17 protein-coding genes are annotated in these 19,303 nt (G+C 69.2%); 6 read left to right on the plus strand and 11 right to left on the minus strand.

Annotated features, from left to right (window positions below):
- Nucleotide 1 precedes the first annotated feature (1 nt).
- From ACO057_RS07725 to ACO057_RS07735, 3 genes are all read right to left on the minus strand, one after another.
- Nucleotides 2-289 (minus strand): glycine zipper domain-containing protein, encoded by a 288-nt coding sequence (locus tag ACO057_RS07725; RefSeq protein WP_421990284.1) that lies wholly within the window; start codon nucleotides 287-289, stop codon nucleotides 2-4.
- Between the two features lie 17 nt (nucleotides 290-306).
- On the minus strand, nucleotides 307-732 hold the full coding sequence (locus ACO057_RS07730) for a Rap1a/Tai family immunity protein (RefSeq protein ID WP_421990286.1): 426 nt from the start codon (nucleotides 730-732) through the stop codon (nucleotides 307-309).
- A gap of 187 nt (nucleotides 733-919) precedes the next feature.
- Nucleotides 920-1,906 (minus strand): helix-turn-helix domain-containing protein, encoded by a 987-nt coding sequence (locus ACO057_RS07735; protein ID WP_421990288.1) that lies wholly within the window; start codon nucleotides 1,904-1,906, stop codon nucleotides 920-922.
- Nucleotides 1,907-2,273: 367 nt separating this feature from the next.
- On the opposite strand from ACO057_RS07735, the gene glsA reads away from it, so the two are divergent.
- From glsA to ACO057_RS07760, 5 genes are all read left to right on the plus strand, one after another.
- A complete protein-coding gene (glsA, locus tag ACO057_RS07740; protein ID WP_421990290.1) occupies nucleotides 2,274-3,278 on the plus strand; it encodes a glutaminase A in 1,005 nt (334 codons plus the stop codon).
- Nucleotides 3,279-3,291: 13 nt separating this feature from the next.
- Nucleotides 3,292-4,947, plus strand: coding sequence for an MFS transporter (locus tag ACO057_RS07745; RefSeq protein WP_421990292.1), 1,656 nt, complete (start codon nucleotides 3,292-3,294; stop codon nucleotides 4,945-4,947).
- Nucleotides 4,944-5,927: an asparaginase gene (locus ACO057_RS07750; protein ID WP_421990294.1), complete on the plus strand. Its 984-nt coding sequence runs from the start codon at nucleotides 4,944-4,946 to the stop codon at nucleotides 5,925-5,927. The genes ACO057_RS07745 and ACO057_RS07750 overlap by 4 nt, the downstream gene beginning before the upstream one ends.
- A gap of 19 nt (nucleotides 5,928-5,946) precedes the next feature.
- Complete coding sequence (locus ACO057_RS07755) at nucleotides 5,947-6,972, plus strand: lipid A-modifier LpxR family protein (protein WP_421990296.1); 1,026 nt, start codon at nucleotides 5,947-5,949, stop codon at nucleotides 6,970-6,972.
- Nucleotides 6,973-7,201: 229 nt separating this feature from the next.
- Nucleotides 7,202-7,390, plus strand: a complete 189-nt coding sequence (locus ACO057_RS07760; RefSeq protein WP_421990616.1) for a lipid A-modifier LpxR family protein — start codon at nucleotides 7,202-7,204, stop codon at nucleotides 7,388-7,390.
- 142 nt (nucleotides 7,391-7,532) lie between these two features.
- On the opposite strand, the gene ACO057_RS07765 is transcribed toward ACO057_RS07760, so the two are convergent.
- The 4 genes from ACO057_RS07765 to ACO057_RS07780 are packed head-to-tail and all read right to left on the minus strand — an operon-like array spanning nucleotide 7,533 to nucleotide 11,951.
- The gene (locus ACO057_RS07765) at nucleotides 7,533-8,693 is read right to left on the minus strand and encodes an ABC transporter substrate-binding protein (RefSeq protein ID WP_421990618.1); all 1,161 of its coding nucleotides are present in this window, start codon (nucleotides 8,691-8,693) and stop codon (nucleotides 7,533-7,535) included.
- Complete coding sequence (locus tag ACO057_RS07770; RefSeq protein WP_421990298.1) at nucleotides 8,587-9,114, minus strand: ABC transporter substrate-binding protein; 528 nt, start codon at nucleotides 9,112-9,114, stop codon at nucleotides 8,587-8,589. Before ACO057_RS07770 ends, ACO057_RS07765 begins: the two co-directional genes overlap by 107 nt.
- Before the next feature lie 60 nt (nucleotides 9,115-9,174).
- A complete protein-coding gene (locus ACO057_RS07775) occupies nucleotides 9,175-10,389 on the minus strand; it encodes an aminotransferase class III-fold pyridoxal phosphate-dependent enzyme (RefSeq protein WP_421990300.1) in 1,215 nt (404 codons plus the stop codon).
- Nucleotides 10,386-11,951 (minus strand): ABC transporter substrate-binding protein, encoded by a 1,566-nt coding sequence (locus ACO057_RS07780; RefSeq protein ID WP_421990302.1) that lies wholly within the window; start codon nucleotides 11,949-11,951, stop codon nucleotides 10,386-10,388. The genes ACO057_RS07775 and ACO057_RS07780 overlap by 4 nt, the downstream gene beginning before the upstream one ends.
- 83 nt (nucleotides 11,952-12,034) lie before the next feature.
- Here ACO057_RS07780 and ACO057_RS07785 point away from each other — a divergent pair, with 83 nt between their 5' ends.
- Nucleotides 12,035-14,350, plus strand: coding sequence for a penicillin acylase family protein (locus ACO057_RS07785; protein ID WP_421990304.1), 2,316 nt, complete (start codon nucleotides 12,035-12,037; stop codon nucleotides 14,348-14,350).
- 79 nt (nucleotides 14,351-14,429) lie between these two features.
- On the opposite strand, the gene ACO057_RS07790 is transcribed toward ACO057_RS07785, so the two are convergent.
- The 4 genes from ACO057_RS07790 to ACO057_RS07805 all read right to left on the minus strand — a co-directional run bounded on the left by ACO057_RS07790 (nucleotide 14,430) and on the right by ACO057_RS07805 (nucleotide 19,184).
- Nucleotides 14,430-15,203 carry a GntR family transcriptional regulator gene (locus tag ACO057_RS07790; RefSeq protein ID WP_421990306.1) on the minus strand — a complete coding sequence of 258 codons (774 nt, stop codon included), beginning with the start codon at nucleotides 15,201-15,203 and terminating at the stop codon, nucleotides 14,430-14,432.
- Nucleotides 15,204-15,763: 560 nt separating this feature from the next.
- Nucleotides 15,764-17,359 (minus strand): ABC transporter ATP-binding protein, encoded by a 1,596-nt coding sequence (locus ACO057_RS07795; protein ID WP_421990308.1) that lies wholly within the window; start codon nucleotides 17,357-17,359, stop codon nucleotides 15,764-15,766.
- A complete protein-coding gene (locus ACO057_RS07800; RefSeq protein WP_421990310.1) occupies nucleotides 17,356-18,201 on the minus strand; it encodes an ABC transporter permease in 846 nt (281 codons plus the stop codon). Before ACO057_RS07800 ends, ACO057_RS07795 begins: the two co-directional genes overlap by 4 nt.
- Nucleotides 18,201-19,184 carry an ABC transporter permease gene (locus tag ACO057_RS07805; protein WP_421990312.1) on the minus strand — a complete coding sequence of 328 codons (984 nt, stop codon included), beginning with the start codon at nucleotides 19,182-19,184 and terminating at the stop codon, nucleotides 18,201-18,203. Before ACO057_RS07805 ends, ACO057_RS07800 begins: the two co-directional genes overlap by 1 nt.
- Between the last annotated feature and the right edge of the window lie 119 nt (nucleotides 19,185-19,303).

The following is a 19,303-nucleotide window of genomic DNA, read 5'->3' on the forward strand; positions in this document are numbered from 1 at the left end:
GTCACTGGGAAGCGCGGCCGGCGGCGACGCCGTCGTTGAAGGCGCGCTGACGCCCGCGCCGGCTCTGGTCGAGCGCCAGACCGCCGCCCGCGCCCACGCCCGCGCCGATGAGCGCGCCGAGGCCGGCATTGCCGGAGAAAGAACCGATCGCGAGGCCGGTCAGGGCGCCGGCGGCCGCGCCGCCGCCGACGCGCTGGGTCGTCGGGCTGAGCGGAACGTTCAGCGTCTCGTCGGCGCAGGCCGCGAGGCCGAGGGTGAGCAAAGCGGGAATGATGAAGAGCTTGCGCATGTCTAGGTCCTCCCGGATCAGCGCCGCGCGCCGCGCGCGGGCGCGGTCGGGCAGGGATAGGTGGCGGCGGCCCAGCGCAGCACGCCGTTCACGGCGAGCTCACCGTCGCGTCCCGGCTCACGGGCCACAAAGGCGACGAAGGAGGCCTGTGCGGCCTCAAGCGTCGGGGTCGGCGTCGGCAGGCAGAAGATCGCCGGCCGGCCACCGGGGCGCGAGATCTCGGTGTGGTACTGGCCCGTCCCGACGATCAAGCCGCGGCAGAAGGCCTGTGCCGCATGGCCGACCTCCTCGGTCAACGGCGCGGCGCAGAGGCTCGCGAGATTGCGAGTGGTGACGGGGCCGGCCGGGGTGGAGGCCGGAGCGGAGGCCGTCTGGGCGGACCCCGTTCCCGTTGCGGCGGCCAGCAGCGCAAGGCCGCCGACCATGGTCATGACGAAGCGCATGAGCTGAAATTCCTCTCCCACCCGGTCCATCCACGGTCGCAACCGGGGGACGGGGCATCTTCTCGGATACGGCATCGCGCAGACCTTTTCGGTCACCCGCCATGCCATCGTGACGCTAGGTCGGGGTGTCAGACACGCCCATAGGCCGGGCATGCCTGCCCAGTGCGCTGCGTCCCAATCGGGCGCATCAGATCTGGCGCAGCATGCTGGCCAGGTCATGGCGCAGCGCAAGACCGCCGCCCTTGCGGATGGGCGCCGCCACCCAGCCGCTCTGCGACATCTGGCGCAGCCGCGTCGGCGAATAGTCGAATTCGCGGCGGAAGGCGCGGCTGAAGGCCGAGGGATCGAAGAAGCCGAAATCCTCGGCCACCTTGATGATCTCGCGCATATTCGCCGGGTCCGAAAGCGCCTGATGCGCCTGGCGCAGCCGCTCGCTCTGGATGTAGCGCGCCACGCCGCCGAAGGGTTCGAAGAGCCGGTAGAGCTGCGAGCGCGACACGCCCGCCAGCTTGCACAGCCGCTCCGGGCCGAGCCGGGTGGAGCGCAGGTTCTGCCGGATGATCTGGCGGATGCGGCCGAGGCGGGCGCGTTCCACATGGGCGTCGGTATCGAAGCCGGTCGTGGAGGACGGCGCGATGCAGGCCGCGATCATCGCCCGCGTGGCCTCGGCGGCCCGCGGCAGCTCGGCTTCCGTCATCGTCTCCAGGCTGTCGCTGAGACTCTCCACGTACTGGCCGAGAAGAAGGCCCATGGCGTTGGCAAGCGGCGCATCACGGCAGGCGTCGATGGTGGGGCCGAGGCTGGGAAAGGCATCGCGCGAGACGAAGAGGCAGAACCACTCCGCATCCGTGTGCTCGCCCGCGAAGGGCCGGTCGAGCGAGAGGATATGCGGCACGCCGACCGGCACGCAGACGTCGGCGGCCTCGGTGTGCAGGCGCAGCGCGCCCCGCCGCGTCACTTGGATCTGCCAGAGGTCCAGCGAGTCCCGGCGGATCTGGGCCGCCGTCCGGCGGAACTGGCAGGCCGGTGCCTGCACGGTACGGAGCGCGAAATGCCCAAAGCTCCACATGCGGAAACGCGCGGCAAAGCCCAGACCCTGGGGCTTCGTGATCTCCATCACGGACTGGCAATGCTCGCGCCAGGCCTCGAACTGCTCGTCGACCGGAAGTTCCATGGTCGAGAAGCTGATGGCCTGCACGGGCCCCCGCCGCTCGGGCGGCCGAGAAACGACAATGGCTCCCAGATCGCGCGGATCGAGAGACGGAGCGCCTAGGTCTTGCATGCACCGACCATCCTTGCATTCCGGGGATAGTGTTCCCGAGTGCCGTAGTCCTCACGCGTCCTGCGTTCCTATGCCAGCGTCTGAACGACAGAGACCGCGACATCGGGACAACAGGAATACTCCCTGGACTTTCGGCTCATCTGCCGGTCCTGACAAATCCTTACCTTGATGAACGGGCCGTCCGCCAAAGGAAACTTGGCGGCGTCGCGACATGCGCCCCTGTATCTGGGGCATTTCCTCAGGAAAAGGTTTCCCTAGCATGGACTTCCGGCTTCATCTGGAGGAGGCAGCGGCCCCCGGCCGCATCTCGACCGGCCGCATGCCCGAGCCCGCGACCGTCACGGCGCTGGTCGAGGAAGCCTATCGCCACTACGCGCCCATCGCGGACGGCAAGGTCGCCGACTATATTCCCGCCCTCGCCAAGGCCGCGCCCGAGCTTTTCGGCATCTGCGTGGCCAGCGTGGACGGCGGCGTCTTCTCGGTGGGCGATGCCGAACGGCCCTTTTCCATCCAGAGCATGTCGAAGCCCTTCGTCTTCGCGCTCGTCTGCCAGGCGCTGGGCGGCAGCGAGGCGCGCGACAAGGTGGGCGTGAACGCCACCGGCCTCGCCTTCAACTCCGTCATGGCGATCGAGCTCAATGCCGACCGCACCATGAACCCCATGGTGAATGCCGGCGCCATCGCGACGACCAGCCTCGCCCCCGGCGGCAATGCCGAGGAGAAGTGGAAGTTCATCCGCGAGGGCCTCTCGCGCTTCGCCGGCCGCGAGCTGGAACTGGACGAGGAGGTCTATGTCTCCGAGGCCGCGACCAACCAGCGCAACCAGGGCATGGCCCGGCTGCTGCAGGGCTATGGCCGCATGTATTCGGACCCCGACGAGGCGACCGACATCTACACGAAGCAATGCGCGCTGAACGTGACCGCGAAGGACATGGCGATCATGGGCGCGACGCTCGCCGATGGCGGCGTGAACCCGGTGACGCGTGAGCGCGTGATGGATGCCGACCGCTGCAAGCGCGTGCTCGCCGTGATGGCGACGGCCGGGCTCTACGAGCAGTCGGGCGACTGGCTCTACGAGGTCGGCCTGCCGGGCAAGAGCGGCGTGGCCGGCGGCATCGTCACCATCGCGCCCGGCAAGGGCGGCCTGGGCACCTTCTCGCCCCCGCTGGACGGCGCGGGCAATTCCGTGCGCGGCCAGCTCGTCACGAAATTCCTGTCCGAGCAGCTCGGCCTGAACCTTTTCGCCTCCAGACCCGTACACTGAGGAAACCCAGCCCATGAGCACAACCGCTTCCGAGGTCCGGGAATCCTGGATCCCCATGATCGCCATCGCCCTGGCCCAGGTGCTGATGTCCTTCAACGTCGCCGCTTTGCCCGTCTCCCTGGCCGGCATGGTCGCGAGCTTCGGCGTGCCACCGACAACCATCGCCACCGGCATCGTGATGTATTCGCTCGCCGTCGCGGGCTTCGTGATGCTCGGCGGCAAGCTGGTGCAGCGCTTCGGCTCCACCCAGGTCTTCCGTGTGGTGATCGGCCTCTTCGCCATCGCGCAGGTGCTGATGGTGATCGCTCCGACCGCGATCTTCATGCTGACGGCGCAGCTGCTCGCCGGCCTCGCGGCCTCGGTGATCGTGCCCGCGCTGGTCGCGCTGATCGCGCATCACTACCATGGCCCGCAGCAGGCGACGGCGGTGGGCGCGCTGGGCTCGGCCCGCGCGGCGGCAGGCGTCTCGGCCTTCCTGATCGGCGGGCTGCTCGGCACCTTCATCGGCTGGCGGCCGGTCTTCGGCATCCTGGTGGTGCTGGCGGCGATCGTCTTCGTCCTGAGCTTCAAGCTCAAGCCGCAGTCCGCGCGCCCGCAGGTGAAGATCGACCTGGTGGGCGTGGTCCTGGCCGCGGCCTCGATCATCATGATCATCTTCGGCTTCAACAATCTGAACCGCTTCGGCCTCGGCGTGGCCCGTCCCGCCGCGCCCTTCGACATCTTCGGCATGTCGCCCGCGCCGATCATGATCGTGGTCGGCATCCTGCTGCTGCAGGTCTTCCTCTACTGGTCGCGCCGCGTGCAGGCCCGTGGCGGCACGCCGCTGCTCGACCTCAGCATCCTCGCCTCCGGCCAGGAGCGCGCGGCCATCTACGCGATGTTCACCGTGGTCGGCCTTGAGTCGATGCTGAACTTCACCGTGCCGCTCTACATCCAGATCGTGCAGGGCCGCACGCCGATCGAGACCACGATCGCCATGATGCCCTTCAACCTCACCGTCTTCTTCACGGCGATGCTGGTCGTGCGCCTCTACAGCAAGGTGACGCCGCGGCGCATCGCGCAGGCCGGCTTCTCGCTCTGCATCATCGGCCTGCTCTGGCTGGCCTATGTGGTGCGCAACGACTGGACGGCCGTGCCCGTCATGCTCGGCCTAATCACCTTCGGCATCGGCCAGGGCGCGCTGGTGACGCTGGTCTTCAACGTGCTGGTGACCTCGGCGCCGAAGGAACTCGCCGGCGATGTCGGCGCGCTGCGCGGCACCACGCAGAACCTCGCGGCCGGCGTCGGCACGGCGGTGTCCGGCGCGCTGCTGGTGGGGCTGCTCTCGGCGGGCATCATGTACCGCATCGCCGAGAACCCGCGCCTGCCGGCCGAGGTCGTCGGCCAGATCGATCTGGAAAGCATCAACTTCGTCAGCAACACGCAGCTGCTCGCCGTCATGCAGCGCACCGGCGCCGCACCCGAGGTGGTGGCCGAGGCGGTGCGCGTGAACACCGAAGCTCGCCTCACCGCGCTGAAGATCGGGCTGCTGATCATGGCCGCGGTGGCCGCACTGGCGATGGTCCCGGCCAGCCGGCTGCCCGGCTACCTGCCGGGCGAGATCCCCGCCGCCCCCGCACCCGGCCGCTCGGCCAAGCGCGAGGACGAGAGCGAGGCGGCAACCGCATGAAGCGGCCACGTCTTCTCTTCCTCTCGCTCGGGGGCACCATCACCATGGTGCCCTCCTCGGGCGGCGGCATCGCCCCGAAGCTCGGTGCGGCCGAGCTCGTGGCCTCCGTGCCCGAACTCGCCGAGGTCGCCGAGATCGAAGCGCATTCGCCCTACCGCCTGCCGAGCCCCTCGCTGGAGCCGGCTCAGCTGGTCGAGGTCGCCAAGCGCATCGAGGACGGCTTCGGCGCCGGCTTCGACGGCGCCGTGGTGATCCAGGGTACCGACACGATCGAGGAATCCGCCTTCCTGCTCGATCTGCTGGTGGCGGACGACAAGCCAGTCGTCGTCACGGGCGCGATGCGCGGCGCGGAGGCTCCGGGCGCGGACGGGCCGGCGAACCTGCTGGCCGCCGCGCGCGTCGCCGCCTCGGCCGAGGCGCGCGGGCTCGGCACGCTCGCCGTGCTGAATTACGATATCCATTCGGCGCGCTTCGTGCAGAAGGCGCATACCACCCTGCCCTCCGCTTTCGCCTCGCCGCTCCTGGGTCCGCTGGGCGTCGTCGCGGAGGGCCGGGCGCGCTTCTTCGCCCGCGTCCCGCGGATGCCGCATCTGCCCAGCTATGGCGGCCCGCCGCGTCCCATCGCTTTGCTGAAATGGCCCATGGGCGAGGACGGCCGGATGCTCGCCACCCTGCCCGGCCTTGGCTATGCCGGCGCCGTGATCGAGGCGATGGGCGCGGGCCATGTCCCCGCCGAGGCCGCGCCCCTCCTCGGCGAGCTGGCGCTGCGCATGCCCGTGGTGCTCGCCACGCGCGCCAATTCCGGGCCAGTCTTCACGCGAACCTATGGCTATGCGGGATCGGAGATCGACCTGCTGGGCCGTGGGCTCATCCCCGCCGGCTTCCTCTCCGGCGTGAAGGCGCGGCTGCTGCTCGGCCTCGCTCTGCGCAACGGGGGCGGGCAGAGCGCTGCCGCCGCCGCCTTCGCCAATTATCAGTAATCAGACAAGGAACTCGCCAATGTCCGACCTTCTCGTCATCGCCTTCCCCACCGAAGCCCAGGCCGAGGAAGTCCGCACCAAGGTGCTCGGCCTGCAGCGCGAATATCTGATCGAGCTGGGCGATGCCGTTGTCGCCGTGAAGGGCGCCGACGGCCAGGTTAAGCTGAACCAGCTGTTCCAGCCCGTCGCGGCCGGCGCGGCCTCGGGCGCGCTGTGGGGTTCGCTGATCGGCCTCGTGCTGCTGATGCCGCTGGTCGGGGCCGCGATCGGCGCTGCCTCGGGCGCGCTGGGCGGCAAGCTCACCGACCTCGGCATCAACGACAACTTCATGAAGGAGACGGCCAAGAGCCTGGAGGCCCGGCCATGCCGCGCTCTTCCTGCTGATCCGCAAGATGACGACGGACAAGGTGATGGCCGAGCTCGAGGGCACGGGCGGCACCATCCTGCGCAGCTCCTTCGACGAGACGAAGGAAGAGGCCCTGCGCGAGGCCCTGGCCGGCGCCCAGGCCGTCGTGGCGAAGTCCTCCGCGACCTGATCGGAGAGGTGCTCCGCATGCGTGCGGCCCTGATCGTGCTTCTGGGCATGGTCGTGGCTCTCCCGGCCCTCGCCCAGACGACGCGCGGGGAGCCCGTGCGCGTCGACCAGGCGGCGGATCCGCGGGGCACCTTCTCCCTCATGGTCGATAACGACCTCTTCGCGGGAACCGACAAGAACTACACGAGCGGCTTTCAGCTCGACTGGCGCTCGCCCTCCTATGATCCGCCGCGCTGGCTGTCCTTCCTGACGGACCGGCGCAGCCTGATCTTCCCCGAGGGCGGCACCCCACGCTGGGGCATCTCCTTCGGCCAGAACGTCTTCACCCCGTCGGACACGATGCGCACCACGCCCGACCCGAAGGACCGGCCCTATGCGGCCTTCCTGTTCGGCTCCATCTCGCTGGCCTCCTATACCGCGACCTCCTATGGCAGCATGGAGCTGCAGATGGGCATCGTGGGGCCGGGCGCCTGGGGCCGGCAGGCGCAGAACGGCGTGCACCGGCGATGAACATCGATATCGCCCATGGCTGGGCCTACCAGCTCAAGGACGAGCTCGGCGTCAACGCGATCTTCGCGCGGGCAATGGCGCTGGAACTATGAGACCGGCATCGAGGGCCTGCAATACGGGCTTCGTCCCCAGCCTCAATGCGAGCCTGGGCAACGTCTACACTATGCCAGCGGCGGAATGATGGTGCGCCTCGGCAGCAATCTGAACGCGGATTTCGGCCCGCCGCGCACTGCGCCCGGCGCAGTCCGGCTCGGCCTTCTTCAACCCGGGCGACGACCGCTTCGGCTGGTACGTCTTCGCCGGCGTCGAGGGGCGTGCCGTGGCGCGCAACATCTTCCTGGACGGCAACACCTGGCGCGACGGGCCGCACGTGACGCGCGAGCCGCTGGTGGGCGATCTCAACCTCGCTTCGCGCTGATGTGGAAGCGCACGCGCCTAACGGCGACCTATACGGCCCGTAGCCGCGAGTTCACGGCGCAGGGGCAACGGGCTGCAATACGGCTCGCTCGCGGTGGCGTTCCGCTTCTGAAAGGCGGAAGGAACCTTCCCTTCCGGGGCCGTCAGGCCGAGGGGCGCGCCAGCATCGCCATGTTGCGCTCATGGCCGCTCGCCTCATAGGCGATGCCCCGCCGCGTCACCCAGAAGTTCACCATCTGGTACAGCGGCACCACCGCCACATCCGCCATCGTCGCGGCCATGGCCTGCATCAGCATCTGCTCGCGCCGCGCATCGTCCAGCGTCGACAGCGCCTCCTCGCGCATCCGGTCGATGGCCGGGTTGGAGTACATGGACCGGTTATAGGCCCCGATCCCCCTCGTCCGGTCGGGCGTGCCGAAGACGTTCACCAGCGCATAGCCCGCCTCGCCCGAATTGCTGCCCCAGGCCCAGATCCCGGCCGAGAATTCCTGCCGTGCTCCGCGCGCGTTGTAGGAGCTGGCGGGCATGGTCTCGACGGTCGTCTGCACGCCGATGCGCGTCCACATCTGCGCCACCGCCTGCGCCGTCGGCGGATCGGTCGGGCGTCCGTCCACGCCCGAATGCAGTGTCAGCCGAAAGCCCTGCGGCAGCCCGGCCTGGGCGAGCAGCCGCTTCGCGCCCTCCGGATCGAAGGGCGGCACGGGGATCGCCGGATTGTAGGAATAGGCGCCGCGCTGCATCCACTGGCCGGTCGGCACGGCCGTGCCCTGCATGATGCGCTCGGCCAGCGCCGCGCGGTTGACCGCGAGGGACAGCGCCTGGCGCACCCTCAGCTCGCGCAGCGGATTTTGCGGCAGCACGCGCCCCGCGTGATCCGTGACGAAGGGGGAGGCCTCGGCGCGCCCCTGGTCGAGCGCGATATAGACCATGCGCGTGCTCTCGCGCGAAACGACCGAGAAGCGCGGATCGCGCTGGAAGACCGGCAGGTCGTTCGGCGAGGGCGCGTCGATCATGTCCACGCTGCCCGAGAGCAGGGCCGCGCTGCGCGACGCCGCATTGGGCAGGAAGCGCAGCGTCACGCGCTCCCAAGCGGGCCTGGGGCCCCACCAGGCGTCGTTGCGCTCCATCTCGCAGCGCTCGTTGGGGATGAAGCGGATGAGCTTGTAGGGGCCCGAGCCGATCGCGGCGCGGCCGGAATTATAGTCCTCCGTCGTCGCGCCCATGCCGGCATGGCGCGAGATGATGGCGAGGTTGGAGAGGTCGTTGGGCAGGTTCGGCGCCGGCGCCTCGGTGTGGAAGCGGATGACGAGCGGGGTCGACGATCTCGCTGCGCCGGATGGAGCGCACCACCCCGCCGAAGCCGCCCGGCGAATTGGGCACATTTGGCGCGCGCTCGATGGTGAAGGCGACGTCGTCGCTGGTGAGCGGATGGCCGTCGGAGAAGACCACGCCCGGCCGCAGGCGGAACTCCCAGACCGTGTCCGAGATGGTGCGCCAGGACAGCGCCAGGCCGGGAACCAGCTTGGTATCGGGCGTCTGTTCGACGAGGCGGTCGAAGAGATGCGCCGAGAGCGCCTTGGTCGGCGTGCCGTTGAAGAAATGCGGATCGATCGAGGAGGGGCTGGTGCTCTGGCCGATGGTGAGCGTGCGGCTGTCCTGCGCCAAGGACGGCCGCGCGGCGGTCAGCAGGAGGGGGGCGGCGAGCGTCGTCCGGCGATGCATCATGGAACCTGGCTCCTTCGCGATGGGTGCGGAATCCGGCGCGGATGCGCGCCGGATCCGTGGTCAGCGCAGCGTCTTCACGGCCTCGAATCCCGCCTCGGCGGCTGCGAGCACCGCGTCGATATCGGCCTCGGTATGAGCCGCGCAGAGGAACATGTTGTGACGCGGGTGCAGGAACGCGCCCTCGGCCAGCGTCGCGGTGCAAAAGGCGCGGCCCATGGCGAAGTCCGCATCGCCGTCGAAGAGAAAGAGCGGCATGGCCACCGGCCCCGACTGCCGCAGCCCCACATTGGCGCCGCGCGCGCGCTCGGCGAGCCCGTCGCGCAGGCGCTGGCCCAGGCTGGCGATATGGCCGACCACGTCCCGCCGTTCCAGCTCATCGAGCGTGGCGACGGCGGCGGCCATGGCCACCGAGGAGAACCAGAAGGAGCCGGTGACAAAGACGCGCGAGGCCGCCTCGCGCAAGGCGTCCTTGCCGGTCACGGCGGCGAGCGTGTGCCCGTTGGCTATGGCCTTGCTCCAGGCCGAGAGGTCGGGCCGCACGCCCACCGTCTCCCAGGTGCCGCCCGGATGGATGCGGAAGCCCGCGCGCACATCGTCCACGATGAGCGCCGCGCCCTTGCGGTCGCAGATGGCCCGCGCGGCGGCGGCGAATTCCGGCGTCGGCATCTCCTGGTCCACGACATTGTCGTGCTTGAAGGCTGTCACCAGGATGGCCGCGAGGTCGCCCCCGGCCGCATCGGCCGCGGCCTGCAGGCTGGCCACGTCATTATACTCGAAGCGCAGCTGGTTGGCCTTGTCCGCCTCGGTGGTACCGGTGGGGACCGGCGTGCACCAGGGGGCGGCGCCGTGATAGGAGCCGCGCGCCATCAGGATCGTCCCGCGCCCCGTCGCGGCGCGGGCGATGGTGACGCAGGCGGTGGTGGCGTCGGTGCCGTTCTTCTGGAGCATGGCCCAGTCGGCGGCCGGGATGCGGTCCACCAGCCGCTCGGCCAGCTCCACCAGCACGGGGGCCGGGCCGTTCAGCGTGTCGCCGAGATCGGCCTGGCGGCGCGCGGCGGCGTCCACCGCGGGATCATGGTGGCCGAGCACGATCGGCCCCCAGCTGCACATGAGGTCCACATAGCGCTGGCCATTCGCGTCCCAGACATGGCCGCCCTCCCCGCGCGAGAAGAATTGCGGGTAGCCCTCGGGCAGCTTGCTCGCGTCCAGATGGCCCCACATGCCGCCGGGGATGACGCGGGCTGCGCGCTCGCGCAGTTCGGAATCGGTGCTCAAACTTTTGCTCCCCAGAACATCGGATAGGCCGCCTGAGGCAGATCGCGCAGACGCTCGCGATAGCCGGCGGGAATGGTGAACTGGCCCCACATCACCGTGGGAACGTGCCGCACGGTGGCGGTCTGGATCTCGGCGGCGACGCGGCGGCGCTCCTCGGGCGTGGGCGCGAGCGCGAATTCGCCGAGCAGCTTCTCCACGTCGCGGTCGCAATCCCAGCCCGGATAATCGGCGCAGGTGTTGGCGATGTAGAAATGCGTGAGCGGCGAGAACATGTCCGTGCCGTTCGAATAGACGCCGAACATGTGCCAGCCTTCGCGGCGCGCGCGGCGGGCGAGCACCGTCCCCCAGTCCATCTGCTGCTCCTCGACGTTGAAGCCGGCGAGCTTCATGTTCTGGATCATCACCTGGGCGGCGGTCTGGCTGATGCTTCCGGCCGTCGTCATGAAGATCAGGTTCTGGCCGCGATAGGAGGTCTGCGCGAGCATCCGCTTCGCGCCCTCGACATCCACGCCCATGGCCTCGGCCCCGCCCCGGCTGTCATAGGGCGCGTCGCAGAGGAAGAAGGACGGACAGGGCGGTGCGCGGAAGCGGTCAGGCACGCCGATCGCGGTCAATATCGAGGTCTGGTCGGCGCAGTGCAGCAGGACGCGGCGGATGGCGGGATCGTCCATCGGCGCGGCGGCGTGGTTCAGCCGGAAATTGCCCTGGAACATGTGGATGCCGCCCAGGCCCAGCATCTTCACGCCCCGCGCGCGCTCCAGGCGCGGCAGCAGGTCGAAGGGCAGGTACTGCATATAGTCGATCTCGCCGGCCATCAGCGCGGTGGCGCCGGTCGCCTGGTCGGGCATGACGCGCAGGGTGATCGTGTCCAGATGCACGCGCTTGCCGCCGGCGAGGAAGTCGTTGGGCTCCTCGCGCGGCACATAGCCCTCGAAGCGCTCTAGGACCATGTAGTTGCCGGGGCGCCAGTCGGCCGCGCGGAACTTGAATGGACCGCTGCCGATGATCTCGCGAATGCGCGTCTCGACCGGCACACGGGCCAGCCGCTCGGGCAGCATGACGGGCAGCGGCGCGTTGGGCTTGCCCAGCACGTCGAGCACCAAGGGGAAGGGCCGCGCCAGCGTCAGGCGGAAGCTCTTCGCATCCACCGCGACGAGCTCGGCCTTGGCGGCCCAGAGCATGCGCCCTTGTGAATCGCGCGGCGCCCAGCGCTCCAGGCTCGCGACGCAATCGGCGGCGGTGACGGGCGCGCCGTCGTGCCAGAGCAGGCCGTCGCGGAGGTGGAAATTCCACACCAGGCCATCGGCGCTCTTCTCCCAGGCCCCCACCATCTGCGGCTTGATCATGCCCTGGCCGTCCATGGCGAAGAGCATGTCGAAGACGTGATAGGCGAAGGTGCGCGTGATGGCGGCGGTGGTGGCGTGCGGGTCGAGGATGACGGCCTCGCTCTCCAGCACCAAGTTTACGCTGCCCGCGGCCCTGGCGGGAGGCGCGATCCAGGGAAGCGCGACGCCGCCGGCGGCCAGCATCGCGCCGCGCCGGGTCATCTTTGTCGGTGTCATTGTCCGCACATCCCCTATTCGTTGTTGCCGAGAGGGTATTTCCTATGTGCGACGCGCGTCCAGCAGCTGGGGAAAACATCCGAATGAATCAGGAAGAATGGCGGGAGGCCGCGCGGCGTGCGGTGCCGGATGTCACGGGCGAGATCACCTTGCCCGGACTGGAAGGTTCCGTGACGGTGCTGCGCGATCATCTGGGCGTGGCGCATATCCGCGCCGGCTCAATGAAGGACGCCTTCTTCGCCCAGGGTTTCTGCCACGCGCAGGACCGGCTCTTCCAGATGGAGCTGAACCGCCGTCGCGCGCTGGGGCGCAGCGCGGAATGGCTGGGGCCCTCGGCCTTCGGGGCGGATGCGCTGTCGCGCCGCCTTGGCGTGGAGGCCACGAGCCGGCGCGATGCGGCCGCGCTCGGCGACGAAGCCAAGGTGATGATCGAGGCCTATGCGGCCGGCGTGAACGCCTTCCTCGCCTCAGGCTCGCCGGTGCCGATCGAATACAAGCTTCTCGGCGCGACACCGGAGCCGTGGGAGGGCTGGCACACCATCGCCGTGATGCGCCGGCTGGGGCTGCTGATGGGCTCGGTCTGGTTCAAGCTGTGGCGCGCGGCGGCGCTGCCGCTGGTGGGCGAGGCCGTGACCAGCCTGCGCTACGACGACGGCGGCAAGGACTTCCTGCTGATGCCGCAGGGTGGCGAGGCGGATCGCTGGCGGGCAAGCCTGGCCGATCTCGCGGCCGCCGTAGCCGCGCTGATGGAGGCGGCCGAACCCGACGCGACCGGCGGCGGCAGCAATAACTGGGCCGTCTCGGCGGAACTCAGCGCGACGGGCCGGCCGCTGCTGGCGGGCGACCCGCATCGGGTTCTCGAACTGCCGAACATGTATGCGCAGGGGCATCTGGCCTGTCCCGAATTCGACGTGATCGGACTCACCGTGCCGGGCGTGCCGGGCTTCCCGCACTTCGCCCATAACGGAAAGGTCGCCTACTGCGTCACCCACGGCTTCGCGGACATCCACGACCTCTATGTCGAGCGCTTCGACGAGCGCGCGGAGCACGCGATGTTCCAGGAGATGTGGGAACCGGTGCAACGGCGCACGGAGAGCGTCGCCATCCGTGGCGAGGCGCCGCGCGAGGTGGAGATCGTCGAGACGCGGCACGGGCCGGTCATCGCGGGCGACCCCGCCTCCGGCCACGCGCTCACGCTGAAGAGCGTGCAATTCGCCGAGACGGATCTCTCCTTCGACTGCCTGCCGCGCATGCTGCGCGCGGACGACGTGACATCGCTCTACGAGGCCACGCGCGGTTGGGGGCTCATCGACCACAACCTCGTGGCCGGCGATACCAAAGGGCATATCGGCTGGCTGCTGCGCGCGCGCATCCCACGGCGCGGGCGGGAATGCGGCTGGCTGCCGATGCCCGGCTGGACCGGCGAGCACGAATGGCAGGGCTGGATCCCGCATGAGGAGATGCCGGTGCTGCACGACCCCGCGGGCGGGATCATCGTCACCGCCAATAACCGCATCGCCGCCGAGGATCATCCGGACTACCTGCTCACCGACTGTCACCCCCCCTATCGCGCGCGGCGCGTGGCCGAGCTGCTCCGGACCGATCCGGCGACGCGCAGCCCGGCCGGCTCGGCGACCATCCATGGCGACGTGCTCTCGCAGCCGGCCGGCGAGTTCGTGGCGCGGCTGAAGGCGCTGACGGGCTGCACGGGTGCCGCCGAGAAGCTGCGCGCGGAGATCGGCGGATGGGATGGACGGATGGCGGCCCATTCCGTCACGGCCTCGCGCTACATCGCTTTCCGGGTCGCGCTGACGAAGCGGCTCGCGGCGGCGAGCGGACTGGGGGATCTCGCGTCGCATCCCTATCTCCAGCCCTCGCCAGGCGTCGCACCGCTGATGCAGCTGTGGTGGGCCCTGCCCGCCCTGCTGCGCGCCGACGACACCAGCCTGCTCCAGGGAGAGAGCTGGGACGGGCTGATCCAGGCCGCGCTCGACGAGGTGGCTGCCACGCCCGCGCCGGAGAACTGGGGCGAGGTGCATCGGCCCCGGCTCGCGCATCCGCTCTCCGCTCTTTTCCCCGAGCTCGCCTCCCTGCTGGATCCATCGGCCGAGCCGCTGGGGGGCGATGGCGACTGCGTCATGGCCAACGGCATGATCGCGCCGGCCGGGCCGCGCACGGCCTATGGCGCGCTGTCGCGCTATGCCTTCGACGTGGGCGATTGGGAGAACAGCCTGTGGTCGGTGTTCCACGGCACATCGGGCCATCCCGCGAGCCCGCATTACGCCGACCAGCACAAGACCTGGGCGACGGCCAGGATGACGCCGATGCGCTACGCCTGGGACGGGCTTGAGGCGGCTGCCGCGGCACGGCAGCTTCTCCGCTCATCACCTAATCGCTGACCGCGCGCAGCGCCCGGGCCGGGCCGATGGAGGCAGTCTCCTCTCCGACCCCGCCTGGGGTTCTGACGCGTGCGGCCGGCTACGGCCCGCCCTTCGGCTTGCGGGGCGACGCCCGGCCGGTGGCGCCTGCCGGCTGCGCCAGCTTGACCGTGTAGTAATAGCGATCCGACCGATAGAGCGACCGGAAATAGACCGCGAATTTCTCGCCTTCGAGGAGATAGAGCCGCGTCAGGCAAAGCAGCGGCGCGCCGATCGGAACGTCCAGCAATTCGGCTGACTGGATGTCGGCGGACACGGCCTCGATGGATTGCTGATCCTCCCAGGTCGGCAGCTTGAGCGTCACGCGCAATGCATGCTCGACGGACAATCTGGTCAGGTCGATGGAGGCCATGCGTTCGCCGATCTCCGGCAGCATCCAGCCGTCATGCCAGGAGAAGGGCCGCCGATCCAGGTTTCGCAGCCGCGTGAGACGGAACAGCGAGGGCTCGGGATCGATCCCGAGTTGCTCGGCGAGGGCGCCGGGCGGCCGCACCAGCCCCGCGTACAGGACCTTGGAATCGGTATCGAGCTTGAGGTCGTAGAAATCCTCGACCATGCCGGTGATGCGCCGTTCGGGGCGGCGGCGGGGCATCCGGGCGATGAAGGTGCCGCGCCCGCGGGTGCGATCAATGATGCCGTCCTGCTCCAGCGCCGCGAGAGCGGAGCGAATGGTCTCCCGGCTTACCGAAAACTCCGCGCAGAGCGCGTGCTCGGTCGGCAACTGGTCCCCTGGGCGCATGGTCCCCTCGATCCTGTCGATGAGAATGCGTCTGACATGGAGGTATTTGGGATAAGGGCTGAAGAACTTCCGCACGGCGATTTCCGCAATGTGGTGAACTTTGTTTCCTGAATTCGGCGGGCATACAAGCGCCAGCCCAACCAAGGCCTGGCCCAAAAAGCGGTGTATCCCAGGACCTTATGGCCTCATCGGGCCATCATGTCGTGCTGCGGCGCGAAGAAAGGAGGAGGGCTTTCGAAGGAAAGGTGTTCGACGGCGGCGGATCGCGGACATTCCGAATTCGATCTGAACTCATCCATTCCCAAGAGCTGCTTCATGCCAAATACGGGATATCTGCTATGCTTACTATGACAGCAAAAGATTGTCGGCATTCGCTGGCGCGCCCGTGCCGAAGCCACGCCATGCCCGGCGAAGCTGCCGAAGGGCGAAAATATTTCTTCTCCTTGATGTGCGATTCCAACCATCGTCGCCAGGATCAGAGTCCGAATCCCCAAAATCCAGGCTCGGGCAGCTTTCTTTTCGACAATTCGCGCGGCTTCCGCCCGCGATATGCCGGCCAGGCGCGATCAGTGCGGCACGACTGCGATCTCCGCGGCCGCGTGCGATCCCGGTCATCGCTCTCCCGTTTCGCGGCGCTATCCGACGGGCGGTGTCCAGGCGCGCCCCGGAATGCTTTCGAGCAGTTCGCGCGTATAGGCATGGGCCGGCGCGCCGAAGATCTGCGCGGTCGGCCCCATCTCGACGATCGAGCCGCGCTGCATCACCGCCACCCGGTCGCAGATCTGCGCCGCCACGCGCAGGTCGTGGGTGATGAAGAGCATGGTGAGCCCGAGCCGCGCCCGCAGATCGGCCAGGAGCGCCAGCACCTGGGCCTGCACCGAGACGTCGAGCGCGGAAACCGGTTCGTCCGCGATCAGCAGTTCGGGCTGCATCGCAAGCGCGCGGGCGATGCCGATGCGCTGGCGCTGCCCGCCGGAGAACTCATGCGGGTAGCGACCCATCGCGCCGGGATCGAGCTGCACCAGCGCCAGCAGATCGCGCGCCCGTGCCAGCGCTTCGGCGCGCGGCGTCCCGTGGGTGATGGGCCCTTCGGCAATGGCCTCGCCCACCATGCGGCGCGGATTCAGCGAGGCGTAAGGGTCCTGGAAGATCATCTGCACGCGCTGGCGATAGGGCTTGCGCTGCGCGCGCGTGAGCGGACGCAGGTCGGCCCCGTGGAAGAGGATCTCGCCTGTCTCGGGCTGCACCAGGTTCACCACGCAGCGCGCGAGCGTGGATTTGCCGCTGCCGCTCTCGCCGACGAGGCCCAGCGTCTCGCCCTTGCCGAGGGTGAAGTCGGCCGCCTGCACCGCGGGGATGCTCACGCTGCCGAACCAGCCGCCGCGGCGGTAGGTCTTGCGGATGCCCTTCACCTCCAGCACCGTCTCGCCCACCCGGGTCGCCATCGTGCCGGCGCGGCCACGCGGCACGGCGGCGATCAGCGCCTTGGTATAGGCATGCTGCGGACGGTTCAGCACCTCCGCCGCGCTGCCCTGCTCGACGATGCGCCCCTGCTGCATCACGGCCACGCGATCGGCGATCTCGGCCACCACCCCGAAGTCATGGGTGATGAACAGCACCCCCGTGCCCCGCCGCGACTGGATCTCGCGGATCAGCTTCAGGATCTGCATCTGCGTGGTCACGTCGAGCGCGGTGGTCGGCTCGTCGGCGATGAGCAAAGCGGGTTCCAGCGCCAGCGCCATGGCGATCATCACGCGCTGCCGCTGCCCGCCCGAGAGCCGGAAGGGATGGCTTCTGGCGATGGCCGAGGGGTCGGGCAGGTTCACCGCGGCCAGCAGCTCCTGCACGCGCTTGTCGGCATTGGCACCGGCGCCATGGACGCGCATGGCCTCGGCGATCTGGTCGCCCACGCGCATGAGCGGATTGAGGGCCGTCATCGGCTCCTGGAAGATCATCGCCAAGCGCTGGCCGCGCAGCTGGCGCATCGCCTCGGGCGAGGTGGCACGCAGGTCGCGCCCCTCGAAGACCAGCTGGCCGGAGGTGACCGGAAGGCCCTTCGGCAGCAGCCCCATCACGGCATTGGCGGTGATGGACTTGCCCGAGCCGCTCTCGCCCACGACGCAGAGGATCTCGCCGGGATCCACGCTGAGCGTGATCTCCTCCACGGCATTCGCGCGATCCGCGCCGGGCGGCAGCGCGACGGTCAGCCGCTCGACGGACAGGAGGCTCATGCTGTGCCTCCCCGCTGGCGGGCCAGGCGTGGATTGAGCGCGTCCGACAGCCCCTCGCCCACCAGGTTCAGCGAAAGCACCGTCACGAAGATCGCGATGCCGGGAAAGACGCTCATCCACCAGGCGAGGCGGATCACGCTGCGCCCCGAGCCGATCAGGAAGCCCCAGGTCATCAGGTTCGGATCGCCGAGGCCCAGGAACGAGAGCGCGCTCTCCAGCAGGATCGCCGAGGCCACCATCAGCGAGGCCAGCACGATGATCGGCGAGAGCGCATTGGGCAGGATGTCGCCCACCACGATCGCGAGCCGCGATTTGCCGAGCACCTCCGCCGCCTGGACGAATTCGCGCCCGCGCAGGGAGAGGAACTCCGCGCGCACCACCCGCGCCACCGGCGGCCAGGAGACGACGGCGATGGCCGCGACCACGCTCGTGATCGAGGGCGTGAAGATCGCGACCAGCAGGATCGCGAGAACGAAGCTCGGGATGGTCTGGAAGAATTCGGTGAAGCGCATCACCGCGTCATCCGCCATCCCACCCAGATAGCCCGCGATCGCGCCCAGCGAGACGCCGACGAAGAGCGCGCAGACGGTGGAGACCGCGCCCACCATCAGCGAGATGCGCGCGCCATGGGCGATGCCGGCCGCCACGTCGCGCCCCAGGCTGTCGCTGCCGAGCAGCATGCCCATCTCGCCCGGCGGCATGAAGGGGGCGGCCACCATGTCCCAGGGGCTGTCGGGGAAGATGAGCGGCGCGCTGGCCGCCATCGCGAAGACCAGGAGCAGCAGGATCAGCCCCACCACCGCGCCCTTGTTGCGCCGGTAGCGCCGCCAGAATTCGCGCATCAGCCGACCTCCACGCGCGGATCGATGACCGCGTAGAGCAGGTCCGTCGCCAGATTGAAGAGCACCACGATCACGCTCGTGCAGAAGAAGACGCCCATGAGCACGGGATAGTCGCGCGCCAGCAGCGCCTCGAAGGCCAGGCGTCCGATGCCCGGCCAGGCGAAGACCGTCTCCACCAGGATGGAGCCGCCGATGAGCTGGCCCGCCTGGATGCCGGCGAAGGTGATGACCGGCAGCAAAGCGTTGCGCAGGATATGGGACCGGGTCACGCGGCCCTCGGGCACGCCCTTGGCGCGCGCGGTCTTCACGAAGTCCTGGTCGGCCACCTCGAGCATCGTCGCGCGGGTAAGGCGCGCGTAGACCGCGAGGTAGAAGAGGCCGAGCGTCAGCGCCGGCAGCAGCAAATGCCGCGCCACATCCCAATAGACCTCCAGGCCGTGCATCTCCACGCCCACGCTGCTCATGCCGAAGCTCGGCAGCCACTCCAGCCAGACCGAGAAGACCAGCACCAGCATCAGCCCCACCCAGAAGAGCGGCGTGGCGTAGAAGGTGAGCGCCAGCACGGTGATGATGCTGTCCCACCAGGTGCCGACGCGCTGCGCGGCGAGCGCGCCCAGGGCCACCCCGCCGGAGACGGCGAAGGCGAAGGCCGCGCCGGTCAGCAGCAGGGTCGCGGGAAGTCGCTCGGCGATGAGCGTCCAGACCGGTTGCTGCTGGCGATGGCTGAAGCCGAGGTCGAGCATCAGCACGCCCTTCAGGTAGAGCCAGAGCTGCACATGCAGCGGCTGGTCGAGCCCGAACTGCTCGCGCAGCTGCGCGAGGAAGCGCTCATCTGCGGCACCCGACTGGCCGGCGATGACGCTCGCCGGATCGCCCGGCGCGGCGTGGATCAGCAGGAAATTACAGATCACGATGGCGATGATGATGAGGAAGGCCTTGACCAGCCGGCCGGCGAGGAACCCGGGAAGACGGGAGGGATCCATCGATCAGACGAGGATCGGGCAGCGGATCGGGGACATGTCTACGCACTCCGCAAGGGCGGCGCCGGCGGCGGGCAGGCCGCCGGCCGGGCACATCGTTCAAAGGAAGACGTTCGACGCGG

The organism is Roseococcus sp. (genome assembly GCF_965227005.1).
GTDB lineage: Bacteria > Pseudomonadota > Alphaproteobacteria > Acetobacterales > Acetobacteraceae > Roseococcus.